Here is a 19,240-nt window from a genome sequence, read left to right on the forward strand (position 1 = left end):
CTCAGTCGTTCTTCCACCCGCGGGCCATCTCGACGACCGCGGCGACCGCGGCTTCGGTGTCGGCGGGTGAGACGCCGGCGCGACCGGCGACCAGCCCCGCGACGAAGGCGCTGAGCGGCGCGGCCGGCCGGGCCACCCCGTTCGCGACGTCGCGCGCGAGGTCGAGGATCAACGAGATGGGGATGTCGCCCTCGGCCAGGCCGAAGCGCTCCGCGAGCGCAGCGCTCCAGTCGTTCAGCGCCTCGGGCGGCAGGGTGCGGGAATCGGTCATGGCTCCTCCTCGGGCTACCCGGAGATCGTCCCACGTGTCGATGTCGCGCGTCAGGGACGCGTCCGCGGCGATCGCGGCGATGCGCAGTCCGCCCAGCAACGCGCGCATGGAGGCGTCGCGCCCCTTCTCGGGGAGGCCGGATGCCGCTTCCCGCAGCGCCGCGGCACGGTAGCGACCGATGAGCCACTGTCGGCGGCCATCGTCCAGGCAGGCGCCGTCGATGTCCGGGGCCAGTTCGTCGGGCAAGAGACCGACCGCAGCGCGAGCGGTCGGCAGGTCGCACGCGAGCACGAAGACCTCGTCGGCGCGTAGGCGGGTCAGGGCGGCGACGATGGCCGCGACCGGTCCACCGAAGGGCGGGTCTTCGCGCACCCACTCGACGTCGAGGTCGTCGGCGAGCGCGGGTGCGGCCACGACGATCCGTTGCGCACCACGGGAGCGCACGGCCCCGATCGCCGCGTCCAGCAGGGTGATTCCGTGCACCTCGAACAACGGCTTCGTCGCCCCGTCGACGCGCGAGGCGCGTCCACCGGCGAGCAGGATCGCGTCCACGCTCACCACAGCAGCACCTCGACGGGATCTCCCGCGCCGGTCGCGCGCGTCCCCGGGGGGATCACGGCGAGGCCGTTCGCCTCTCCGAAGCCGCGCGTACCGCGTTCGACAGGCTCGGCCACCGGGAACGCCGGGTCTGACCGGTCGATCCGAACGGGCACGTACTGCGCCCGCTCGGGCCGCGCGCGCCACTCGGCGGGGAACGGCACGACGGCACGGGAGCGGTCGAGTTCACGATCACCCTCGAGCGCGCGCAGGGCGGGTCGCACGAAGAGCTCGAACGACACCGCCGCGCTCACCGGGTTGCCCGGCAGCCCGAACAGCAGCGTCCCCGCCTCGGAACGACCGAAGCCCTGCGGCTTGCCCGGCTGCATGCGCACGGGCTCGAACCGCATGAGATCGCCGAGGGTGTTCTTGACGACCTCGTAGGCGCCCGCGCTCACCCCGCCCGAGAACACGACGACGTCGGCGCCCGCGGCTTCGGCGGCGGCGATCGCCCGACGCGGGCCGTCGCCGCTGTCGTCGACACTGGTGCGCAAGACGACCTCGGCCCCCGCCTCTTCGGCGAGGCCGGCGAGCAGCAGACTGTTCGACTCGGGAATCTGCCCGCGTCGCAGCGGTGTTCCCGCCGGTCGCAGCTCGGATCCCGTCGACACGATGGCGATCCGTGCGGCGCGAGCGACCGAGACGGTCCCGACCCCGGATGCCGCGATCGCACCGACCCGACCGGCGGTGAGCCGCACACCGGCGGCGACGACGAGGGCCCCCTCCCGCACGTCGGACCCGCGACGACGGATATGCGCGCCGGGTCCGCGGGGCACCGTGAGCACCGTCACCGGACCGAGTCCGCCCGCGAGCCCGTCGGCGGTGTCTTCGAACGGCACCACGGCGGTCGCGTGCGTGGGCACGGGGGCTCCGGTCATGATGCGAGCCGCCTCGCCGGCCGCGATCGGCGGGTCGAGGTCGGCGCCTGCTGGCAGGTCGGCGACCACGCGCAGGGTCGTCGGCACGCCCGTGACGTCGTCTGCACGCACGGCGAAGCCGTCCATCGCGGAGCAATCGAACCCCGGCACGTCGACAGCGGCGTGCACGGCGACGCGCAGCACCCGGCCGCGCGCGGCCGCGACGTCACGCGGCCCGGGCTCGAGCGGCACGACCGTCTCGAGGATCGCGGCGAGGTGCTCGGCGACGTCGATCACGCGAGCGGACCGGGGACTGTCGACACCATCCCCTCAGCGTAAGCGCGCGTCAGAGGTCGTAGCGGTGCGGGATCGCGCCGTCCGTCTCCCGGTAGGGGACGAAGCCCATCGCCCGGTAGTAGGCCAGGGCGGGCTCGCTGTCGGCGCCGATCGTGGCATCGATGTGCCGCAGCCCCGTGGCGTGCGCCGCGGCGACCGATCGCGCGAAGAGGCTCCGCCCGATGCCGCTGCGCCCGAAATCGGGGTGGATGTGCGTGCCGATGATGCCCCACCCCTCTTCGACCCCGTACGGGTTGCCGGGCCACGCCCGCTTGAGCGACTGGAAGCCGACGACCACGCCGTCTCGCACGGCGACGGTGCACGCGACGGAGTGCTCGGCGTCGAAGTATCGTTCCTCGACGAGAGCGGCGTCGACCGGCCATGACCGCAGGCCCGCGCGGTGGATGGCGTTCTGCACCTCGACCATCGCGTCGATGTCGTCGAGGCCAGCTTCGCGGAAGTCGATCATCGCGTCATCCTCGCATCCCCCTCCGACGCCGCCTCGCACCTCGCGTGCGGGCCGCGCAGGAGGAAGCCCCCGAGACCCCTTCATCTCATTCACTCGAATGGGTACCCTCGTTGTCGATCCCGAGTTTTCCCGCGTCGGTTGTGTGGAGGAGCACGAGAACGTGATGAAAACGTACGTCGCCAGAGCCGTGGACAAAGTCTTGAGCGAGAGGCCTCACGTCGAGGTCAGATTCACGTCGGCAATCCACCCGGCGTGCCACTTCGAGAGCCCGACCGCCCTCTACCTGCACCCTGCTCACCGGGAGCTGATCGTCGGGATCCGCAAGACCCACCCGCCGCACTGACGGCCCCCGATAGCGTGAGGCCATGGGCGAGCTGACGTACGACGAGGTCGGCGCGACCGCCGGGCAGATGCCCGCGGGCTACCACCACGTGCGCGCCCGCCGCGTGATCGGTCGGGGCCCCGAGGACTTCGCCAGGGCAGCCGATGCCCTGCTCGCGGGAGAAGCGCAGCGCCGCGCCGGTGCGCGGATCGACCTGTCCGACACCCCGACGCGCGCCGGCACGCGCGTGACGATGCGCCTGGGTATCGGCATCCTGAGCCTGCGCATTCCGTGCCTCGTCGTGTGGGCCGACCGCACCGAGACCCTCGCGGGTTTCGCCTATGGCACCCTGCCCGGGCACCCCGAGCGCGGGGAAGAGCGGTTCACCCTGACCCTCACGCCATCTGGTGAGGTGGTGTTCGACATCGCCGCGTTCTCCTCGCCCGGGCGCTGGTTCACGCGTCTCGGTGCTCCCGTCGGCCGGCGGGTGCAGTCCTGGATGACGCGGCGGTACCTCCGCGCACTCGACGGGCGCTGAGCCAGCCCACCCTTGCGCGCGCGCACAGGATCGTGCGATGTCACGCGGTCCGAGCCGATCCTTCCCCGTGATCTCGCGCGAGGCGGGTGTCCTCGTGCCGGGGGACGCGGCTTATCCCACGTTCGCGCGCGCTTGGCAACGCCCTGGACCCCTTCTCCCCCCTTCTCGACCCTGGCGAAGCGCTTCTCGACGACGAAGGCGCACGCGAGAGGAGACCCCCATGAGCATCGAGACCACCGCCCCCGACCGGTTCTTCCGGTGACGCTCTCCCCCGCCCGGCCCAGAGACGACGACACCACCGATCCACCCTCCATGAAACGCGGCGTCCCGCGGCAGAAGGTGAAATACAACCGCCGTGAGGCCCTCGCCGGCTACCTGTTCATCTCGCCCTGGGTCCTCGGGTTCCTGATCTTCACCGCCGGGGCGATGATCTACAGCCTCGTCATCTCGTTCTCGAGCTACAACCTGGCAACGGGCGCCGCCCGGCCGGTCGGCACCTCGAACTATGCGCAGCTCTTCGAGGACCCGCGCGTCGCCGTCTCGCTCGGGAACACCCTGTTCTACGCGGTCATGGCCGTTCCGCTCGAGATCGCCTTCGCCCTGATCCTCGCGCTGCTGCTCAGCCGGGTCGGCCGGGGCGCCGGCGTCTTCCGCACCCTGTACTACCTGCCCAAGATGACGCCCGCCGTGGCGACCGCGGCGGTGTTCTTCCTGCTGCTGAACGGCAATTCCGGAGCGGTCAACCAGGCGCTCGGGGCCATCGGCATCCAGGGTCCGCAGTGGCTCGTCGATCCCGCATGGGTCAAGCCGAGCATCGTGATCATGGCGCTGTGGACGGTCAGCGGCACGATGGTGATCTTCCTCGCCGCGATCAAGAACGTGCCCGTCGACCTCTACGAGGTCGCGCAGATCGACGGAGCAGGTCCCGTCCGCCGCTTCTTCTCCATCACCCTGCCGATGATCTCGGGCGCGATGTTCTTCAACGTCATCGTGCTGACGATCGCGGCGTTCCAGGTCTTCGATCAGGCGTACCTGCTGTTCTGGCGCGATCAGAGCAACGCCTCGCCAGAGGCATCCCTCTTCTATGCCATCTACCTCTTCCAGCAGGCGTTCCGGCAGTTCAACTTCGGGTTCGCCGCCGCGATGGCGTGGCTGCTGTTCGTGATCATCCTGCTCATCACCCTCGTGCAGGTGCGCCTCGGCAACCGCTTCGTCTACTACGAGGGGGACCGCTGATGACGAACACCCTGCAGACCCCGGGCGTCGCCCAGGCCCGCCCCGAGCTCGCGGCCTCCGCCGCCCGGCCGTCCCGGTGGCGCCGGGCACTGAAGCAGCCGAAGACGCTCGCCGGCCGGGTCATCCTCGCCGGCGTGCTCGTGCTGTTCGCGTTGCTGTTCCTCTACCCCTTCGCGTGGCTGCTCGCTGCGAGCCTCAAGCCGCGCGGCGAGGTGTTCGACAACGCCCTCATTCCGAAGACCTTTCTCCCCGGCAACTACGTCGAGGTGTGGAACCAGCTGCCTTTGCTGAGCTGGATGTTCAACAGCGTGGCGATTGCCTTGCTCGCCGCGACCACCGTCGCCGTCATGAGTTCGATCGTCGCCTTCGGCTTCGCGTACTTCCGCTTCCCCGGCCGAGGGCTGCTGTTCGGTCTCGTGCTCGCGACGATGATGCTGCCGGGCGCCGTGACGATGATCCCGATCTACCTCATCTGGAAAGAGACCGGGCTGCTCGGCACGTGGGTGCCGCTGTGGGGCATGAACCTCTTCGGCTCGGCCTTCTACATCTTCCTGCAGCGGCAATTCTTCCTCGGCGTCCCGCGCGAGCTCTTCGAGGCGGCACGACTCGACGGGTGCAGCGCGTGGGGCCTCTTCTGGCGGATCGCCATGCCGTTGTCGATCCCGTCGTTCATCATCGTGTTCCTCTTCGAGTTCCAGGCGAGTTGGAACAACCTCCAAGCAGCGCTCATCTACCTGAACGCGGGCAGCGTCGAGGAGTTCACCGCGCCGCTGGGCATCGCGTACGCGATGACGAAATACAGCCCCAGCGCGGGCGGACAGGGCGACTACCAGTACGTGATGGTCGCCTCTCTTCTGGTGACCCTCCCGATGCTCATCATCTTCGCCTTCGGCCAGCGGTATTTCGTCGAGGGCGTCGCCACCCAAGGCCGTAAGGGCTGAGATCCCCCCGTCTCGAAAGGACCCCATCATGCGCAAACGCTCCCTCGCCGGTGTCGCCGCGGTCGCGGCATCCGCGCTCCTTCTCACCTCCTGCAGCGGGAGCGGCGACGATCCCGCCGCCGGCGCCGACTTCTCCGCCGCACCGAGCGGCACCCTCGCCGCCTGGGGCTTCGAGAACGCCGACGACGTCGGGCAATCCCGTCTCGACTATGCCGCCGAACAACTGCCCGATGTCGAGGTGACCCTGGATGCCACGGCCTTCGACGCCCAGAAGTTCACCACGCGCATCGCCAGCGGCGACGTGCCCGATGTCGTCCAGATGGATCGCCGCTACGTCACAACGTATGCCGCTCAGGGATTGATCATGCCGCTGAACGCATGCTTCGAGGCGAAGGGCGTGGATCCGACCGAGCGCTGGTACCAGAACGTCGTCGACGACGTCACGTATGCGGATGCCGTCTACGCGGTCTCGCAGTTCTACCAGCCGCCCGCGATCCTGCTGAACATGAACGTGCTGAACGAGGCCGGCGTGACGCCCGAGCAGTTCGACACCTCCGACATGGACGGCCTCCTGGCCGCGATCAGCAAGATCTACCGGGCGTCGGGCAGCAACCCCACGCGACTCGGCCTCGACCCGGTCGCCACCGGACAGGGCGGCCTCTGGGTGCTCGGCATGGGCGGACAGCTGACCGACGCCGACGGGAAGCCCACCCTCGACGACCCGGCCAACGCCGCGGGTATCGACGCGCTCAAGCAGATCACCGATGCCCAGGGCGGCTACGCCGCCGTGAAGAGCTTCACCGACTCGTTCGACACCTTCGGCGACGCCAACCAGTTCGTGCAGAACCAGGTCGGCGCGCAGGTCGCGAACCAGTGGTACCCCAACGTGCTCGGCGCCTACCGCGACCGGATCTCGCTGGAGGCGGTCCCGTTCCGGGATGCCGACGGGAAGCCGTTCTCTCTCGCCTCGGGGACCGCGTTCGTGATCCCCGCCGGTGCGAAGAACCCCGCCGCGGCGTGCGCCTGGATGACCGACCTCACGTCGACGGACGCCTGGATGGCGGCCGGGACCGCACGCGCGGAGACCATCTCGGGCAAAGGCGGGCTCAACACCGGCCTGTTCACCGGCTCACCCGAGGCCGACACGATGATCCGCGACCGATTCGTCGAGCCGACCGGCGACGCCGGCTTCGACCAGGTCATCTCGACCTACTACGACGTCGTCGAGAGCGGGAAGTCGTTCGGCTCATCTCCGGCGGGGCAGGACATCCAGAACGAGCTGAACAACGCCATCACCGCTGTGCTGCTCGGCGACAAGACGACCGAGCAGGCCTTGGCCGACGCGCAGCAGGCCGCGCAGCGCGCGTACGACAACGCCACGGCGAACTGACCGTCGAGGGGTGCCCGCAGAGATGCGCGGGCGCCCCTCGACCGTCGGGATCAGCTGCGGCGACGCCGACGAGCGACCAGGGCGACCGCCCCGGCGAGCAGAAGAAACGCCCCCACGATTCCCGCGACGATGACCGGGGTGCTGTCGACTCCTGTGACGGCGAGCCGCTTCGGACCCGTGGACGTCGCCCGTGCCGGCGCTGAGGCGGGCGTCGCCGATGACGACGGCGTCGTGCTCGACGTGGGGCTCGGCGACGACGTGGGGGCCGGCGCGGCGGAGATAGCGATCGTGTAGGGACGCGAGTCCGTGCCGCCGGGACCGGTGGCCTCGACGATGACCGTGAACGTGCCCGACTGCGTCGGCTGACCCGAGATGACCCCACTGACGGGGTCGAGAGTCAGCCCCGGCGGGAGGGTTCCGCCCGCCACGGCGAACGTCAGAGGACCCGTACCCGTTGCCTGCACCGTCTGCGCGTACGGTTGATTCACCGTGCCGCCCGCGAGTGCCGGGGTCGTGATCTGCGGGGGCAGCAGGCGCGCGAACACGATGTGCGTCATCGCCTGCTGCGTGGCCGTGCCGTCTTGCGTCGTCTGCGTGAAGACCACACCGGGCGGGCCCGGCAGTACCGTCGCCGTCGGTGACGACGCCCGGGGGCTGGTACCCGAGGTCGCGGTCGGCACACCCGCGCCGATCAGGGTGAGGGATCCGGGTGCGCGCAACGGCCCGTTTCCGGGGGTGTATCCCGATCCGAGCGCCGCGCCGTTGAAACCCCCGCTGGCGGCGGTGGATGCGGTCAGTTCGCCCCCCGACATCGTGATGTTCGCGCCGGGACTGTCGATGACACCCCCGATGCCGGCGCCTTGCGTCGCGGTTGCGGTGATGACACCGCCGGTGATGGTGATGTTGCCGCCGGATGCGCCGGCCGCACCTCCGATTCCCGGGCTCCCGCATGAGCCGTGGGCGGTGACGGTGCCTCCGGTGATCGTGATGTCCGCCGCGACGGTGTTGTACTCGCCGGCTCCGATGCCGGGGCCGCAGTCGTACGCCGTGGCGGTGATGTCTCCCCCGTTGATGGTGATCGACCCGCCTCCGGCATTCGAGAGGTTCGCACCCCCGATTCCCGCGCCGTCCCACACGGTGGAGACGTTGATCGTGCCGCCGTTGATGATGATCGTCCCGAGGTCGTCCCCGTTGTGAGCGCCGATCGCGGCCGACAGCGCTCCCCCGCTGATCGTGAGGGCGCCCCCGCCCGTGGCCTCGATGGTGAGCGTCTTGCCCGCACTGACGTCGATGCCCGCGTCGGGAGAACTGGGGCCTCCGGGGTTGAGCACGCTGGTCAGAGAGTGACCGTTCAGGTCGAAGATCACGTTCGACCCGACGGGCTGATTGAGGGACAGGTTGACCGTCGGTGACGCGGGGCTCGTGATGTCGGCCCCGAGGCAGATCACCGCCCCCGCCAGGGGGGCGTTCACGAAAGCGTCCTGTAGGTCGACCCACGTCGTGGGGGTCGTGGTGCAGCCCGCGGCCGCCGCGGGCGACGCGCCGACGGCGACGCCGGACGCGATCAGGCCGACGGCCAGAGCACTGACGGATACCGTCGTGGCCAAACGCTTCATGAGCTCTCGATTCACAGGAAGGACCGCAGCGCGGAGGGATCACCGAGAGCGGACGCGGCCGCTGGCATTGCTGTCTCATCGCGTGATCGACTCCGGCTCACGGGCACCGAAGGGAAATGCTGCCCATCATGCAGGCATGTCGCTTCTCGGGGTGGGATACCTGCCCGAGCGACAACTTCCGGTGACGTGTCCGGGACGTGTCGGGTGGGGTGCGTCTGCCGTGGCACGCGAGAGGGCGCCCCGGTCGAAGCCGGGGCGCCCTCTCGGATCTCGCGGTTCAGGCGCGGGGGCGCTCGTCCTCCACGACCGACTGCACACTGTCGGTCGCCGGGGTCTTGTCGTCGGCGCGCACCTCGTCGGCGGCGATCGCGATGTCGATCGCGGCGTCTTCGAGGGCCTCGGCGACGACGTCGCTCACGTCCCCGCGGTCACCCGCAGCCGGCGCGGACCGCTCGGGCTCGAGGCCCTCGGTCACGCGATCCGCGGCGTCGATGTCGGACTCCGCGTCGGCCGCGACCACACGCTCGCGTGCCTGACGAACGGTCTCGTTCACCGCAGCCGCTGCGCCGGCGGCGACATCCTTCGTCTTGGAGACGGCGGTGTTGATCGTCTCCGAGGCGCTGGCCGCGAGGTCCTCCGACCGCGACCGCAGATCTTCGGCCACCTCCGAGGCCCGGGACTTCGCGTCGTCGGCCACGGCCGACGCCCGGTCCGCGACGTCCTTCGCCTTGGCCTTCGCATCGTCGGCCACCTCGGATGCGCGGGCGGCGACGGCATCCGCCCGCTCTTCGGCCTCGGCCACGACGTCGCGGTCGAACGGCCCGAAGACGCCCGTCACCACCACGTCGACGTCGACCCGACCGCGGCCCAGCGGCTCGAGCGCGGTACGAACGGCCCGGCGGACCTCGTCCGACACCTCGCGCAGTTTGTGCGGGTAGTCGACGACGAGCGAGATGGTCGCGGTGACCGCGTCGGCCCGATCGGTGTCGATCTTCACGCCCGGAGCGGTGCTCGCGAGACCGACGCGCTCGCGCACGGCATCCGACGCCCGTCCGATCAGGCTGCCGAGCGCGTGGACGCCCGGGACCGAGCCGGCGGCGGTCGCCGCCAGGGTCGCCGCGGCGTCGAGGTCGGGCGGGTCGATGGTCGCATCGATGGTGGACATCACGTCTCCTCGTGGGGGTGTCAGTGGACGCGGGTGTTGTCGCGTGCGAGCTTCGCGCGCAGACCCGAGTGGATGGAGATGTAGGCGCGCAGGTTCTGGCCCGTGAGAGCGGCCAAGTTGGTGACCAGCGTGTCGACGTGCTCGGCGACGTCGCGGGGCGAGGTGTTCTGGCGCGGGGTGACGGCCACGTGCAGGACCGACTCCTTGCCGACCTCGCCGGCGCTGACGCGGGACGAGAGGATCTCGTCGCGCTCACCCAGGGCGTTCTTGAGGGCTTCGGACGCGAACCCGTCGGTGACGGTGATGCGTCCTTCGTCGTTCGCGCTGCCGGTCGACTGCAGCGGAGCCTGGCGGCGCCCGCGCACGGCGGCCGAGGCGATCAGGATCAGGATGATCGCCAGGACCACGATGGCCGCGACGGCGCCCCAGCCGGCGGACTCACGGCCCAGCGACTCGAGCCAGCCCTGGAAGCCGCCCATGACGGAGGTCCAGGTGTCGGTCCCGCCCGGGAGCAGACCCACGGCGAGCGCAAGGGCTCCCAGGCCCAGCAGCACCACGGCCACCAGGAAGAGGAGGAAGCGGTTCAGACCGCGTCGCGTCGCGTTCATCAGGACTCCTTGGTGTCGGGACGCTGTACGCGCAGGTGGGTGCGCACGGCGGGCGAGAGCTTGTACGAGCTGACTTCCTCATCGACGATGCGGCGCAGCTGCGCCTCGTCGACGGGGATGCCGACCGGGGGCCGCACCGTCACGTCGACGGAGCGGTGGGCGACGCCCACGACAATGTCCTCCCGAGCGATCCCCGACTCGTTGCTGAGGTGCTGGGCGAGGGCGGATGCCACGACGCCGTTGTCCACGACGACGGCCCGCTCCCCCCACGACATCTCGTGGCGCGAGAGGCGGCCGGGCTTGAGGGACAGGACCAGGACGATGACCCCGACGATGGCGAGCACGACCCCGCCGACGATGAAGGCGACCGGCATGAGAGCGGTGGGCGCCGCGACGACGGCGTTGAGGGCCTCGCCGGGGGCGACCAGCAGCGGCTGGGCTCCGGACAGGTCCAGGATGATCTCGACCGCGGCGTAGGCGAGGGCGAGCAGCAGCAGCACGACCACGACGAGCATGGCCACGGTGCGGGGCGAGTGGGTCTCGCGACGCACGACGGTGCGGAGCACGGTGTCAGTCATCACAGCACTCGCTTTCGCTGAGGGGCGGTGGCGCCCGAGATGGTGAGGTCGACGCGCGAGATCTCGCGGCCGAAGAGACGGGTCAGACGCGAGCGCAGCTCGGTCTGGGCGACGCGCGCGGCCTCCAGCACGGGAGTCGCGGCGCGCACGGCCTCGGTGTCGTCGAGGCGGGGGACGGGGAACGCAGTCGTCACACGCACGGCGGCGGTCTGACGGGCCGAGACGATCTCGACGCGGACGCTCTTGGCGTCCACTCCGATGATGTCGGCGGCGGCCCGCTCGGCCGTCTTCTGCAGCACGCGGTCCGAGATGGTCACCCGGCCGGCGGGGAGGCCGGGGCCGGCAACCGTGGTGCGGTTGCCGACCCCGGGGGAAGCGGTGACGGTGGTCACGATGTGCTCCGACCCTTGAAGGCGTTGACGATGTTGCCGAAGTCGAGTTCACCCGCCGTGATGCGGGCGACGACCACGCCGATCGCCATGAAGAGGGCGACCAGGATGAATCCCCAGAAACCGAAGATCAGGGCGCTGAGGGCCAGGACGAGGCCGACCAGGGCGCCCTTCGTGGTGGCGCTCACTGGACGCGCTTCTCGGACTCGGCGTCGTTGTTCTCGTCGCCCGGGATGTGGACGTCGTTCACGTCGACGTTGACCTCGACGACCTCGAGGCCGACGAGACGGTTGATGGCACCGGCCACGCGGGCGCGGACCTGGTCGGCGACCTCCTGGATGGGGGCGCCGTACTCGACGACGATGGTGACGTCGGCGGCGGCCTGGGTCTCGCCGACCTCGACCTTGACGCCCTGCGTCAGGTCGGTGGCGTTGATGGCGTCGCGGATGGCGCCGAGGGCGCGGGCTCCGCCGCCGCCGAGGGCGTAGACGCCGTTGACCTCGCGGGCCGCGATGCCGGCGACCTTCGCGACGACGCCTTCGGCGATCGTGGTCTTGCCCTCGGTGTGGGCTTCCTGACCGCGACCGGCGAGGGGACGGTTCACGCGCGACGCCGCCTGGGGGACGTTCTGCGCAGCGGGGGTGGTGGGGGCGTTCTCAGCCATGTCCGTGCCTTTCGAATGTCTGGACCCGGGTATCCGGGGTGGGCGCTTCGGCCTACATGACTAAGACGTACCGGGTGGGGGAATCGTCACGTCGGACTTGAAAAACTTCTGCGGATCTGTATTCGCATGAATGCGAATGGCCGGAAACCGCAGGATTTCGGGACTGTGCACGTTCCCATGGCGACCGGGTCTCGGCATCCCCTCGTTCGGTCATTTCGTCGCGGAAGAGCGCGCCGCGGTGTCGGAGGCCCGGCGTACGCTCGACCCATGTCCCCCTCAAGCTCTCGGATTCGGTCCTGACATGGGCCGCCTGACCGCGTCGCGTCGCGTGACGCGCCTCACCCTCGACGGCGTGAACAGACAGCGGCCGGATGCCGTGGCCGTCGAAGAACCGCTCGAGATCCGCGTCGCCGGTACGCCCCTGTCTGTGACGATGCGCACCCCCGGGCACGACGTCGAGCTGGCGGCCGGCTTCCTCGTGTCGGAGGGCGTCATCAGTCGCGGCGACGAGTTCGCCCGGGCGATCCACTGCGGCGGTCCCGGAACGGGCGGAGCCGACGGCAACACCTACAACGTGCTCGACCTCACGCTCGCACCCGGCGTGGAACTCCCCTCCCCCGACATCGCGCGTTCCTTTTACACGACGAGCTCGTGCGGAGTGTGCGGAACGGCGTCGATCGACGCGGTCGAGAAGGTGTCGAGCTACGACGTCGCCTCCGACGGCATCCGGATCCCCGCCCAGGACGTCGCTGCCTACCCCGATCGTCTGCGCGAGCAGCAGAAGACTTTCGACAAGACCGGCGGTCTGCACGGCGCCGCGCTGTTCGATGTCGCCAGCGGCGATCTTCTCGTCGCCCGCGAAGACGTCGGCCGGCACAACGCCGTCGACAAGGTCGTCGGCTGGGCCCTGCTGAATGACCGCCTGCCCCTGCGCGGCACCGTGCTGCAGGTGTCGGGCCGCGTGAGCTTCGAGCTCGTGCAGAAGGCCGTGATGGCCGGCATCCCGATGCTCTCCGCCGTATCGGCGCCCTCATCGCTCGCGATCGAGCTCGCCGAGCGGGCGGGTCTCACCCTCGCCGCCTTCGTGCGGGGCAACAGCATGAACCTGTACACGCGGACGGATCGCATCATCGCGCCGTCCACAACCCCCGCGACGACCGATCTCGCGAGCGTACGCTGACGACCGAGTGCAGGGCGAGTGGATGCCACCACCCCTGCGCCGCAATCCACGGAGGGTGAACATGGGTGAATCGTTCGGGCTGATGACCGAGGAACCGCGCCAGGGAGGCCTCGGCCCGCAGGTCGAGGGCGAGTGGTCGAGCACCGGCCCCTACGAGCACCCCGCGGCCGGCTGGGGCGCCGCCCTCACCGTCGGCAAGGTGCTCTACCAGCAGCGCCAGCCGGTCGCCGGCACCAGAGCGATGTTCACGATGAACCACCCGAAGAGCGGTTTCGACTGCCCCGGGTGCGCCTGGCCCGACGACAAGGGCGTCACCCTCGACATCTGCGAGAACGGCATCAAGCACGTCACGTGGGAGATGACGCACAAGAGGGTCGGCAAGGAGTTCTTCGCCGAGCACTCGGTGACCGAGCTGTCGCGATGGAGCGACTTCGAGCTCGAGGACGCCGGTCGACTCGTCGGTCCGATGGTCTACGACGCCGAGACCGACCGCTACGTGCCGATCTCGTGGAACGACGCGTTCCGCACGATCGCGCAGCACCTCACCGCGCTCGACTCCCCCGACCAGGCCGCCTTCTACACCTCGGGCCGCCTCAGCAACGAGGCGTCGTTCCTCTACCAGCTGTTCGCGCGCGAGCTCGGGACCAACAACCTCCCCGACTGCTCGAACATGTGCCACGAGGGCTCGGGCCGTGGACTCACGGCATCCCTCGCCACCGGCAAGGGCACCGCCGACCTCGAGGACTGGGAGAACGCCGACGCGCTGTTCATCCTCGGCGTCAACGCGGCTTCGAACGCGCCGCGCATGCTCACCAGCCTCGCCGAGGCGATCGACCGCGGCGCCCAGGTCGTGCACGTGAACCCGCTGCGAGAGGTCGCCGGCACCCGCACGATCGTGCCGCACGAGATCGTCGACATGGCGACCTTCCACTCCACCCCGACCAGCACGATGAACCTGCAGGTGCGCCCCGGCGGCGACCTCGCCCTCATCCGCGGCATGGCCAAGGTGGTCTTCGAAGCCTCGGCGACCGACCCCACCGCGATCGATCAGGCGTTCCTCGACCAGTACACCAGCGGACTCGACGAGTACCGCGCGATGGTCGAGGCGACGACGTGGGCCGAGCTTGTCGAGCAGGCGGGACTGACCGAGGCCGAGATCCGCGGAGCCGCGGCGGTGTACCTCGCCTCGGAACGCTGCGTCATCAGCTGGTGCCTCGGCGTCAGCCAGCACCAACACGGCGTCGACACCGTGCGCGAGATCGTCAACCTGCTGTTGCTGCGCGGAAACGTCGGGCGCAAGGGCACCGGCCCCTCGCCCGTGCGCGGCCACAGCAACGTGCAGGGAAACCGCACCTGCGGCATCAACCACAAGCCCACCGAGGACTGGCTCGCCAAGCTCGACGAGGTCTGCGGCATCACCTCGCCCCGCGAGCCCGGCCTCGACACCGTGCACACGGTGGCGGCGCTGCACCGCGGCGACCTCAAGGTCTTCCTCGGCATGGGCGGCAACTTCGTGCGGGCCGCTCCCGACACCACGCTCACCGCCGAGGGCATGGGCCGGTGCGAGCTGACGGTGCACGTGAGCACCAAGCTCAACCGCAGCCACCTCACCCACGGCAAGCAGGCGCTGATCCTGCCGTGCCTCGGCCGCACCGAGCGCGACGAGCAGGAGTCGGGACCCCAGTCGATCTCGACCGAAGACGCCATGAGCTCGGTCATGCTCTCGCTCGGGTCGCGCAAGCCCGCCTCGCCGCACCTGCTCAGCGAGCCCGAGATCATCGCGCGCATCGCCCGCGCCACCATGCCCGAGTCGGCGACGCCGTGGGAGTGGTACGTCGGCGACTACGACCGCATCCGCGACACGATGGCCAAGGTGCTGCCCGGCTTCGAGGGCTTCAACCAGCTCGTGCGCCAGCACTACGGCTTCCGCATCCCGCAGCCCGCGCGCGAGCGCGACTTCCAGACGCCGTCGGGCAAAGCCGAGTTCTCGCACGCCGAGCTGCCGAACGTCATCCCCGAAGAGGCCGATGTGCTCGTGCTGCAGACCATGCGTTCACATGACCAGTGGAACACCACGATCTACTCGGCCGACGACCGCTATCGCGGCGTGCGCAACATCCGCGAGCTCGTGTTCATGAACCGGCGCGACATGAAGCAGCGCGGCATCGCCGAGGGCGACCTTGTCGACATCGTCGCCACTTCGCGCGACGGCTCGGTGCGCAGCGTCACGGCGTTCCGCGCCCTGGAGTACGACACCCCGCGCGGCAGCGCCGCGGGCTACTTCCCCGAGCTGAACGTGCTGCTCGGCCCCGACGACTACAGCCGTCAGAGCGACCAGCCGCTGATGAAGGACATCCGGGTGCGCATCGCGAAGACGGCCTGACGCCGAGAAGAGTCGAGGCCCCCGCCGAGCCGAGCCTGCCCCGCGGAGGCCGCGACCCCTCAGAGGTCGAGCTGCCAGAGAGCCTGCGTCGTCGTGACGCGCAACGCTTCGGCGGCGTCGGCGAGCGCGCGCTCGGCCCCGACGATCTCGCTCATCGAGAAGACGCGCGAGCCGACGGCGTCGGCGGCGACGACCCCCGCGATGACGACCGCCGGCACCCGGTGGCGCGCGGCGACCGAGAGCACGTGCCCCGGCCCCTTGCCCGCAAGGCTCGTGGCGTCGAACGCCCCCTCCCCGGTGAGGACCAGATCCGACTCGGCGAGCGCCTCGCTCAGCTCGAGCGCCTGCGCGACGTAGGCCGCGCCGTCGACCACCTCGGCGCCGGCCGCGAGCAACGCGCCGGAGAGACCACCGGCGGCGCCCGACCTCGGCACGACCGAGACGTCGAGCCCGAAGCGCTCGGCCCAGTCCGCGGCATCCGCCCGCAGGCGCTCCGTCAGGCGCTCGACGAGCTCGACGTCGGCGCCCTTCTGCGGACCGAACACCTCGGCCGCGTGGACGAACGTCGTGGTCGTGTCGGTGAGCACCGTCACCTGCCCGGGAGCGAACGGCACGTGGTCGCCGAGCGCCTCGATCGCCGCGCGTCCGCCGTCGGTCGCCGCCACGCCGCCGGTGCCCACCACGATGCGGACCGACCCCGAGTCGAGCGCGAGCCCGATGAGCTCGCCGACGCCGCGTGTCGTCGCACCCCAGGGGTCGTTGGCCTCCGCTCCCCCGGCGAGGACGAGTCCGGATGCCGCCGCCGACTCGATCACGGCGGCTCGACCGTCGAGGCGCCAGGCCGCGCGCACGGGTGCGCCGAGCGGTCCCGTCACCTCGTCATGCACGTTGGCCCCGCCGAGGGCGTCGAGCGTTCCGTCTCCGCCGTCGGCCATCGGCACGATCGCGATCTCGGCACCCGGCCATCGGTCGCGCACGGCCAGGGCCATGGCATCCGCCGCCTCCCGCGCGGTCAGCGTGCCCTTGAACTTGTCGGGGGCGATGACGATGCGCATGGGCGTCCTCTCAGCGGGCTGCTGGCGGCGCAGCCCCGACCATCTTGCCCCGAGCAGCCGCACGGGCTCGGCGATCCGCACATCCTCAGCCCGGATGCCGGGAACCCGGCCGACTTTCCGAGGATCACCGAGGTTGCGCCCTCACGCTGCCGTCGACCCCGGGCATGTCGGCGCTCCCAACTAGACTGACTGGCGTCCGGCCCCTGCGATCTTGGAGCTCAGCCGCGTGACCACCCCGAACCCCGCCGCCCGTACCGCTCTTGCGGACACCGTCGACAACGCGATCGCCACTCCCGAGAAGGATCAGCCGTACGGCGCCCTCGGCCTCAAGAGCGACGAGTACGCGAAGATCCGCGAGATCCTCGGCCGCCGCCCCACCAGCGGCGAGCTGGCGATGTACTCGGTCATGTGGAGCGAGCACTGCTCCTACAAGTCGAGCAAGATCTACCTCCGTCAGTTCGGCCAGAAGGTCAGCGACGAGATGAAGACCCGCCTCATGGTGGGCATGGGTCAGAACGCCGGCGTCGTCGACGTGGGCGACGGCTGGGCGGTGACCTTCAAGGTCGAGTCGCACAACCACCCCAGCTACATCGAGCCCTTCCAGGGCGCGGCCACCGGCGTCGGCGGCATCGTGCGCGACATCATCTCGATGGGCGCGCGCCCGGTCGCGGTCATGGACCAGCTGCGCTTCGGCGCGATCGACCACCCCGACACCCCGCGCGTCGTGCACGGCGTGACCAGCGGCATCTCGTTCTACGGCAACTGCCTGGGCCTGCCGAACATCGGCGGCGAGACCGTGTTCGACGCGGTCTACCAGGGCAACCCGCTCGTCAACGCCCTCGCGGTCGGCGTCATGCGCCACGAAGACATCAAGCTCGCCAACGCCACGGGCGTCGGCAACAAGGTCGTGCTGTTCGGTGCCCGCACGGGCGGCGACGGCATCGGCGGCGCGAGCATCCTGGCATCCGACACCTTCGCCGACGGCGGACCCACCAAGCGCCCCGCGGTGCAGGTCGGCGACCCGTTCGCCGAGAAGGTGCTCATCGAGTGCTGCCTCGAGCTGTACCGCGACGACCTCGTCGAGGCCATCCAAGACCTCGGGGCCGCCGGCATCTCGTGCGCCACGAGCGAGCTCGCCGCCAACGGCGACAGCGGCATGAAGGTCGAACTGTCGAAGGTGCTGCTGCGCGACCCCTCGCTGACGCCCGAAGAGATCCTCATGTCGGAGTCGCAGGAGCGCATGATGGCGATCGTCGCGCCCGAGAAGCTCGACGCGTTCCTCGCCGTCGTCGGCAAGTGGGACGTCGAGACCAGCGTGCTCGGCGAGGTCACCGGAGACGGCCGCCTCGTCATCGACTGGTACGGCGAGCGCATCGTCGACGTCGACCCCTCGACCGTCGCGGTCGACGGCCCCGTCTACGAGCGACCTGTCGCGTACCCCACGTGGATCGACGCCCTTCAGGCCGACTCCGCAACGACACTGCCTCGCACGACCGACAACGACGTGTTGCGCGACCAGTTCACGACCCTCGTCGCGAGCCCCAACCTCGCCGACACCTCGTGGATCACCAACCAGTACGACTACTACGTGCTCGGCAACACGGCGCTGAGCTTCCCCGACGACGCCGGCATGATCCGCGTCGATGAGGAGACCGGTCTCGGCTTCGCGATCGCGACCGACTGCAACGGCCGCTACAACCAGCTCGACCCCTACAACGGCGCGAAGCTCGCCCTCGCCGAGGCGTACCGCAACGTCGCCGTCACGGGAGCGGTGCCCACGGCCGTCACCGACTGCCTCAACTTCGGCAGCCCCGAGAACCCCGAGGTCATGTGGCAGTTCAGCCAGGCCGTCGAGGGTCTGAGCGACGGCTGCCTCGAGCTCGGCATCCCGGTCACGGGCGGCAACGTCTCGTTCTACAACCAGACCGGCGACCAGCCGATCCACCCGACCCCGGTCGTGGGCGTTCTGGGCATCATCGACGACGTCGCCGCCCGCATCCCCAGCGGATGGCAGGACGCCGGCGAGAACCTGTACCTGCTCGGCGTCACCGCCGACGAGCTCGACGGCTCGCAGTGGGCCGGCACGATCCACGACCACCTCGGCGGCCGCCCGCCGAAGGTCGACCTCGGCATGGAGCGCAAGCTCGCCGAGCTGCTCCAGGCCGCAGGCTCCCAGTCGCTCGTCTCGAGCGCGCACGACCTGTCGTCGGGCGGTCTCGCGCAGACCCTCGCCGAGGGCGTCATGCGCTTCGGCGTCGGCGCGCGCGTCTGGCTGACCGAGCTCATGGAGCGCGACGGCGTGGATGCCACGGCCGCCCTGTTCAGCGAGTCGACCGGCCGCGTGCTGGTGAGCGTGCCCCGCGAAGAAGACGTGAAGTTCCGCGGACTCTGCGACGGTCGCGGCTACCCGGTGCTGCGCATCGGCGTGACCGACGTCGAGCCCGGCACAGAAGCCACCCTCGAGATCCAGGACGTCTTCACCGTCCCCGTCTCGGAGCTGCGCCGCCTGTCGAACGAGACGCTACCCGCGGTCTTCGGGCCGACCGTCTCGGAGCCGGTGGCCTGAGGCCCGGGCTCCGGCCCTGCACCGCACCCCCGCACCCCCCGCACCCCCGCACCCCCGCACCGACGAGAGGAGACGCGCG

19 protein-coding genes are annotated in these 19,240 nt (G+C 70.3%); 8 read left to right on the forward strand and 11 right to left on the reverse strand.

All coding sequences use genetic code 11. The features are described 5' to 3' along the window. Nucleotide 1: 1 nt before the first annotated feature. From BLS25_RS17110 to BLS25_RS03445, 3 genes are read right to left on the reverse strand one after another with little or no spacing between them, the layout of a single operon-like run. Nucleotides 2–829 carry an NTP transferase domain-containing protein gene (locus BLS25_RS17110; protein ID WP_256335523.1) on the reverse strand — a complete coding sequence of 276 codons (828 nt, stop codon included), beginning with the start codon at nt 827–829 and terminating at the stop codon, nt 2–4. Then, on the reverse strand, nt 826–2,022 hold the full coding sequence (locus BLS25_RS03440) for a molybdopterin molybdotransferase MoeA (protein ID WP_074694446.1): 1,197 nt from the start codon (nt 2,020–2,022) through the stop codon (nt 826–828). Before BLS25_RS03440 ends, BLS25_RS17110 begins: the two co-directional genes overlap by 4 nt. A 49-nt stretch (nt 2,023–2,071) precedes the next feature. After that, nucleotides 2,072–2,530: a GNAT family N-acetyltransferase gene (locus tag BLS25_RS03445; RefSeq protein WP_074694447.1), complete on the reverse strand. Its 459-nt coding sequence runs from the start codon at nt 2,528–2,530 to the stop codon at nt 2,072–2,074. A 97-nt stretch (nt 2,531–2,627) separates the two neighbouring features. Between BLS25_RS03445 and BLS25_RS03450 the strand changes: the two genes are divergently transcribed. The 5 genes from BLS25_RS03450 to BLS25_RS03470 all read left to right on the forward strand — a co-directional run bounded on the left by BLS25_RS03450 (nt 2,628) and on the right by BLS25_RS03470 (nt 6,957). Then, entirely contained in the window at nt 2,628–2,873 is a 246-nt protein-coding gene (locus BLS25_RS03450) for a hypothetical protein (protein ID WP_056225304.1), read from the forward strand. A gap of 22 nt (nt 2,874–2,895) precedes the next feature. After that, nucleotides 2,896–3,390 (forward strand): DUF1990 family protein, encoded by a 495-nt coding sequence (locus BLS25_RS03455; RefSeq protein ID WP_074694448.1) that lies wholly within the window; start codon nt 2,896–2,898, stop codon nt 3,388–3,390. A 312-nt stretch (nt 3,391–3,702) separates the two neighbouring features. Further along, nucleotides 3,703–4,626: a carbohydrate ABC transporter permease gene (locus BLS25_RS03460; RefSeq protein ID WP_074694449.1), complete on the forward strand. Its 924-nt coding sequence runs from the start codon at nt 3,703–3,705 to the stop codon at nt 4,624–4,626. Next, entirely contained in the window at nt 4,626–5,567 is a 942-nt protein-coding gene (locus tag BLS25_RS03465; protein WP_056225295.1) for a carbohydrate ABC transporter permease, read from the forward strand. The genes BLS25_RS03460 and BLS25_RS03465 overlap by 1 nt, the downstream gene beginning before the upstream one ends. Before the next feature lie 28 nt (nt 5,568–5,595). Further along, entirely contained in the window at nt 5,596–6,957 is a 1,362-nt protein-coding gene (locus tag BLS25_RS03470) for an ABC transporter substrate-binding protein (RefSeq protein ID WP_074694450.1), read from the forward strand. 50 nt (nt 6,958–7,007) lie between these two features. Here the strand turns inward: BLS25_RS03470 and BLS25_RS17245 are convergent, their stop codons facing one another. The 7 genes from BLS25_RS17245 to BLS25_RS03505 form a co-directional block, all read right to left on the reverse strand. Next, nucleotides 7,008–8,573: a putative Ig domain-containing protein gene (locus tag BLS25_RS17245; protein ID WP_074694451.1), complete on the reverse strand. Its 1,566-nt coding sequence runs from the start codon at nt 8,571–8,573 to the stop codon at nt 7,008–7,010. A 277-nt stretch (nt 8,574–8,850) separates the two neighbouring features. Continuing rightward, complete coding sequence (locus BLS25_RS03480) at nt 8,851–9,738, reverse strand: Asp23/Gls24 family envelope stress response protein (RefSeq protein ID WP_074694452.1); 888 nt, start codon at nt 9,736–9,738, stop codon at nt 8,851–8,853. 20 nt (nt 9,739–9,758) lie between these two features. After that, nucleotides 9,759–10,346: a hypothetical protein gene (locus BLS25_RS03485; protein ID WP_056225284.1), complete on the reverse strand. Its 588-nt coding sequence runs from the start codon at nt 10,344–10,346 to the stop codon at nt 9,759–9,761. Beyond that, nucleotides 10,346–10,924: a DNA/RNA endonuclease G gene (locus BLS25_RS03490; RefSeq protein ID WP_074694453.1), complete on the reverse strand. Its 579-nt coding sequence runs from the start codon at nt 10,922–10,924 to the stop codon at nt 10,346–10,348. Before BLS25_RS03490 ends, BLS25_RS03485 begins: the two co-directional genes overlap by 1 nt. Next, the gene (locus BLS25_RS03495; RefSeq protein WP_056225279.1) at nt 10,924–11,316 is read right to left on the reverse strand and encodes an Asp23/Gls24 family envelope stress response protein; all 393 of its coding nucleotides are present in this window, start codon (nt 11,314–11,316) and stop codon (nt 10,924–10,926) included. Before BLS25_RS03495 ends, BLS25_RS03490 begins: the two co-directional genes overlap by 1 nt. Then, on the reverse strand, nt 11,313–11,501 hold the full coding sequence (locus BLS25_RS03500; protein WP_056225276.1) for a DUF2273 domain-containing protein: 189 nt from the start codon (nt 11,499–11,501) through the stop codon (nt 11,313–11,315). The genes BLS25_RS03495 and BLS25_RS03500 overlap by 4 nt, the downstream gene beginning before the upstream one ends. Continuing rightward, nucleotides 11,498–11,977 (reverse strand): Asp23/Gls24 family envelope stress response protein, encoded by a 480-nt coding sequence (locus BLS25_RS03505; protein ID WP_056225274.1) that lies wholly within the window; start codon nt 11,975–11,977, stop codon nt 11,498–11,500. Before BLS25_RS03505 ends, BLS25_RS03500 begins: the two co-directional genes overlap by 4 nt. 301 nt (nt 11,978–12,278) lie before the next feature. Between BLS25_RS03505 and fdhD the strand changes: the two genes are divergently transcribed. Further along, on the forward strand, nt 12,279–13,157 hold the full coding sequence (gene fdhD, locus BLS25_RS03510; RefSeq protein WP_056225272.1) for a formate dehydrogenase accessory sulfurtransferase FdhD: 879 nt from the start codon (nt 12,279–12,281) through the stop codon (nt 13,155–13,157). A gap of 61 nt (nt 13,158–13,218) precedes the next feature. After that, nucleotides 13,219–15,540, forward strand: a complete 2,322-nt coding sequence (locus tag BLS25_RS03515; RefSeq protein WP_074694455.1) for an FdhF/YdeP family oxidoreductase — start codon at nt 13,219–13,221, stop codon at nt 15,538–15,540. A gap of 59 nt (nt 15,541–15,599) precedes the next feature. Here BLS25_RS03515 and BLS25_RS03520 read toward each other — a convergent pair whose 3' ends face one another. Then, on the reverse strand, nt 15,600–16,595 hold the full coding sequence (locus BLS25_RS03520; protein WP_074694456.1) for a glycerate kinase family protein: 996 nt from the start codon (nt 16,593–16,595) through the stop codon (nt 15,600–15,602). 226 nt (nt 16,596–16,821) lie between these two features. Here BLS25_RS03520 and purL point away from each other — a divergent pair, with 226 nt between their 5' ends. Next, entirely contained in the window at nt 16,822–19,161 is a 2,340-nt protein-coding gene (purL, locus tag BLS25_RS03525; protein ID WP_074694457.1) for a phosphoribosylformylglycinamidine synthase subunit PurL, read from the forward strand. Nucleotides 19,162–19,240 lie beyond the last annotated feature (79 nt).

This window comes from Microbacterium testaceum StLB037 (assembly GCF_900104345.1).
Lineage (GTDB): Bacteria > Actinomycetota > Actinomycetes > Actinomycetales > Microbacteriaceae > Microbacterium > Microbacterium testaceum_A.

What these genes read in the sequence shown, in the direction of transcription:
- BLS25_RS03445 (WP_074694447.1), bottom strand. Translation starts at nt 2,530, where the DNA reads ATGATCGACTTCCGCGAAGCTGGCCTCGACGACATCGACGCGATGGTC.
- BLS25_RS03450 (WP_056225304.1), top strand. Translation starts at nt 2,628, where the DNA reads ATGGGTACCCTCGTTGTCGATCCCGAGTTTTCCCGCGTCGGTTGTGTG.
- BLS25_RS03455 (WP_074694448.1), top strand. Translation starts at nt 2,896, where the DNA reads ATGGGCGAGCTGACGTACGACGAGGTCGGCGCGACCGCCGGGCAGATG.
- BLS25_RS03460 (WP_074694449.1), top strand. Translation starts at nt 3,703, where the DNA reads ATGAAACGCGGCGTCCCGCGGCAGAAGGTGAAATACAACCGCCGTGAG.
- BLS25_RS03465 (WP_056225295.1), top strand. Translation starts at nt 4,626, where the DNA reads ATGACGAACACCCTGCAGACCCCGGGCGTCGCCCAGGCCCGCCCCGAG.
- BLS25_RS03470 (WP_074694450.1), top strand. Translation starts at nt 5,596, where the DNA reads ATGCGCAAACGCTCCCTCGCCGGTGTCGCCGCGGTCGCGGCATCCGCG.
- BLS25_RS17245 (WP_074694451.1), bottom strand. Translation starts at nt 8,573, where the DNA reads ATGAAGCGTTTGGCCACGACGGTATCCGTCAGTGCTCTGGCCGTCGGC.
- BLS25_RS03480 (WP_074694452.1), bottom strand. Translation starts at nt 9,738, where the DNA reads ATGTCCACCATCGATGCGACCATCGACCCGCCCGACCTCGACGCCGCG.
- BLS25_RS03485 (WP_056225284.1), bottom strand. Translation starts at nt 10,346, where the DNA reads ATGAACGCGACGCGACGCGGTCTGAACCGCTTCCTCCTCTTCCTGGTG.
- BLS25_RS03490 (WP_074694453.1), bottom strand. Translation starts at nt 10,924, where the DNA reads ATGACTGACACCGTGCTCCGCACCGTCGTGCGTCGCGAGACCCACTCG.
- BLS25_RS03505 (WP_056225274.1), bottom strand. Translation starts at nt 11,977, where the DNA reads ATGGCTGAGAACGCCCCCACCACCCCCGCTGCGCAGAACGTCCCCCAG.
- fdhD (WP_056225272.1), top strand. Translation starts at nt 12,279, where the DNA reads ATGGGCCGCCTGACCGCGTCGCGTCGCGTGACGCGCCTCACCCTCGAC.
- BLS25_RS03515 (WP_074694455.1), top strand. Translation starts at nt 13,219, where the DNA reads ATGGGTGAATCGTTCGGGCTGATGACCGAGGAACCGCGCCAGGGAGGC.
- BLS25_RS03520 (WP_074694456.1), bottom strand. Translation starts at nt 16,595, where the DNA reads ATGCGCATCGTCATCGCCCCCGACAAGTTCAAGGGCACGCTGACCGCG.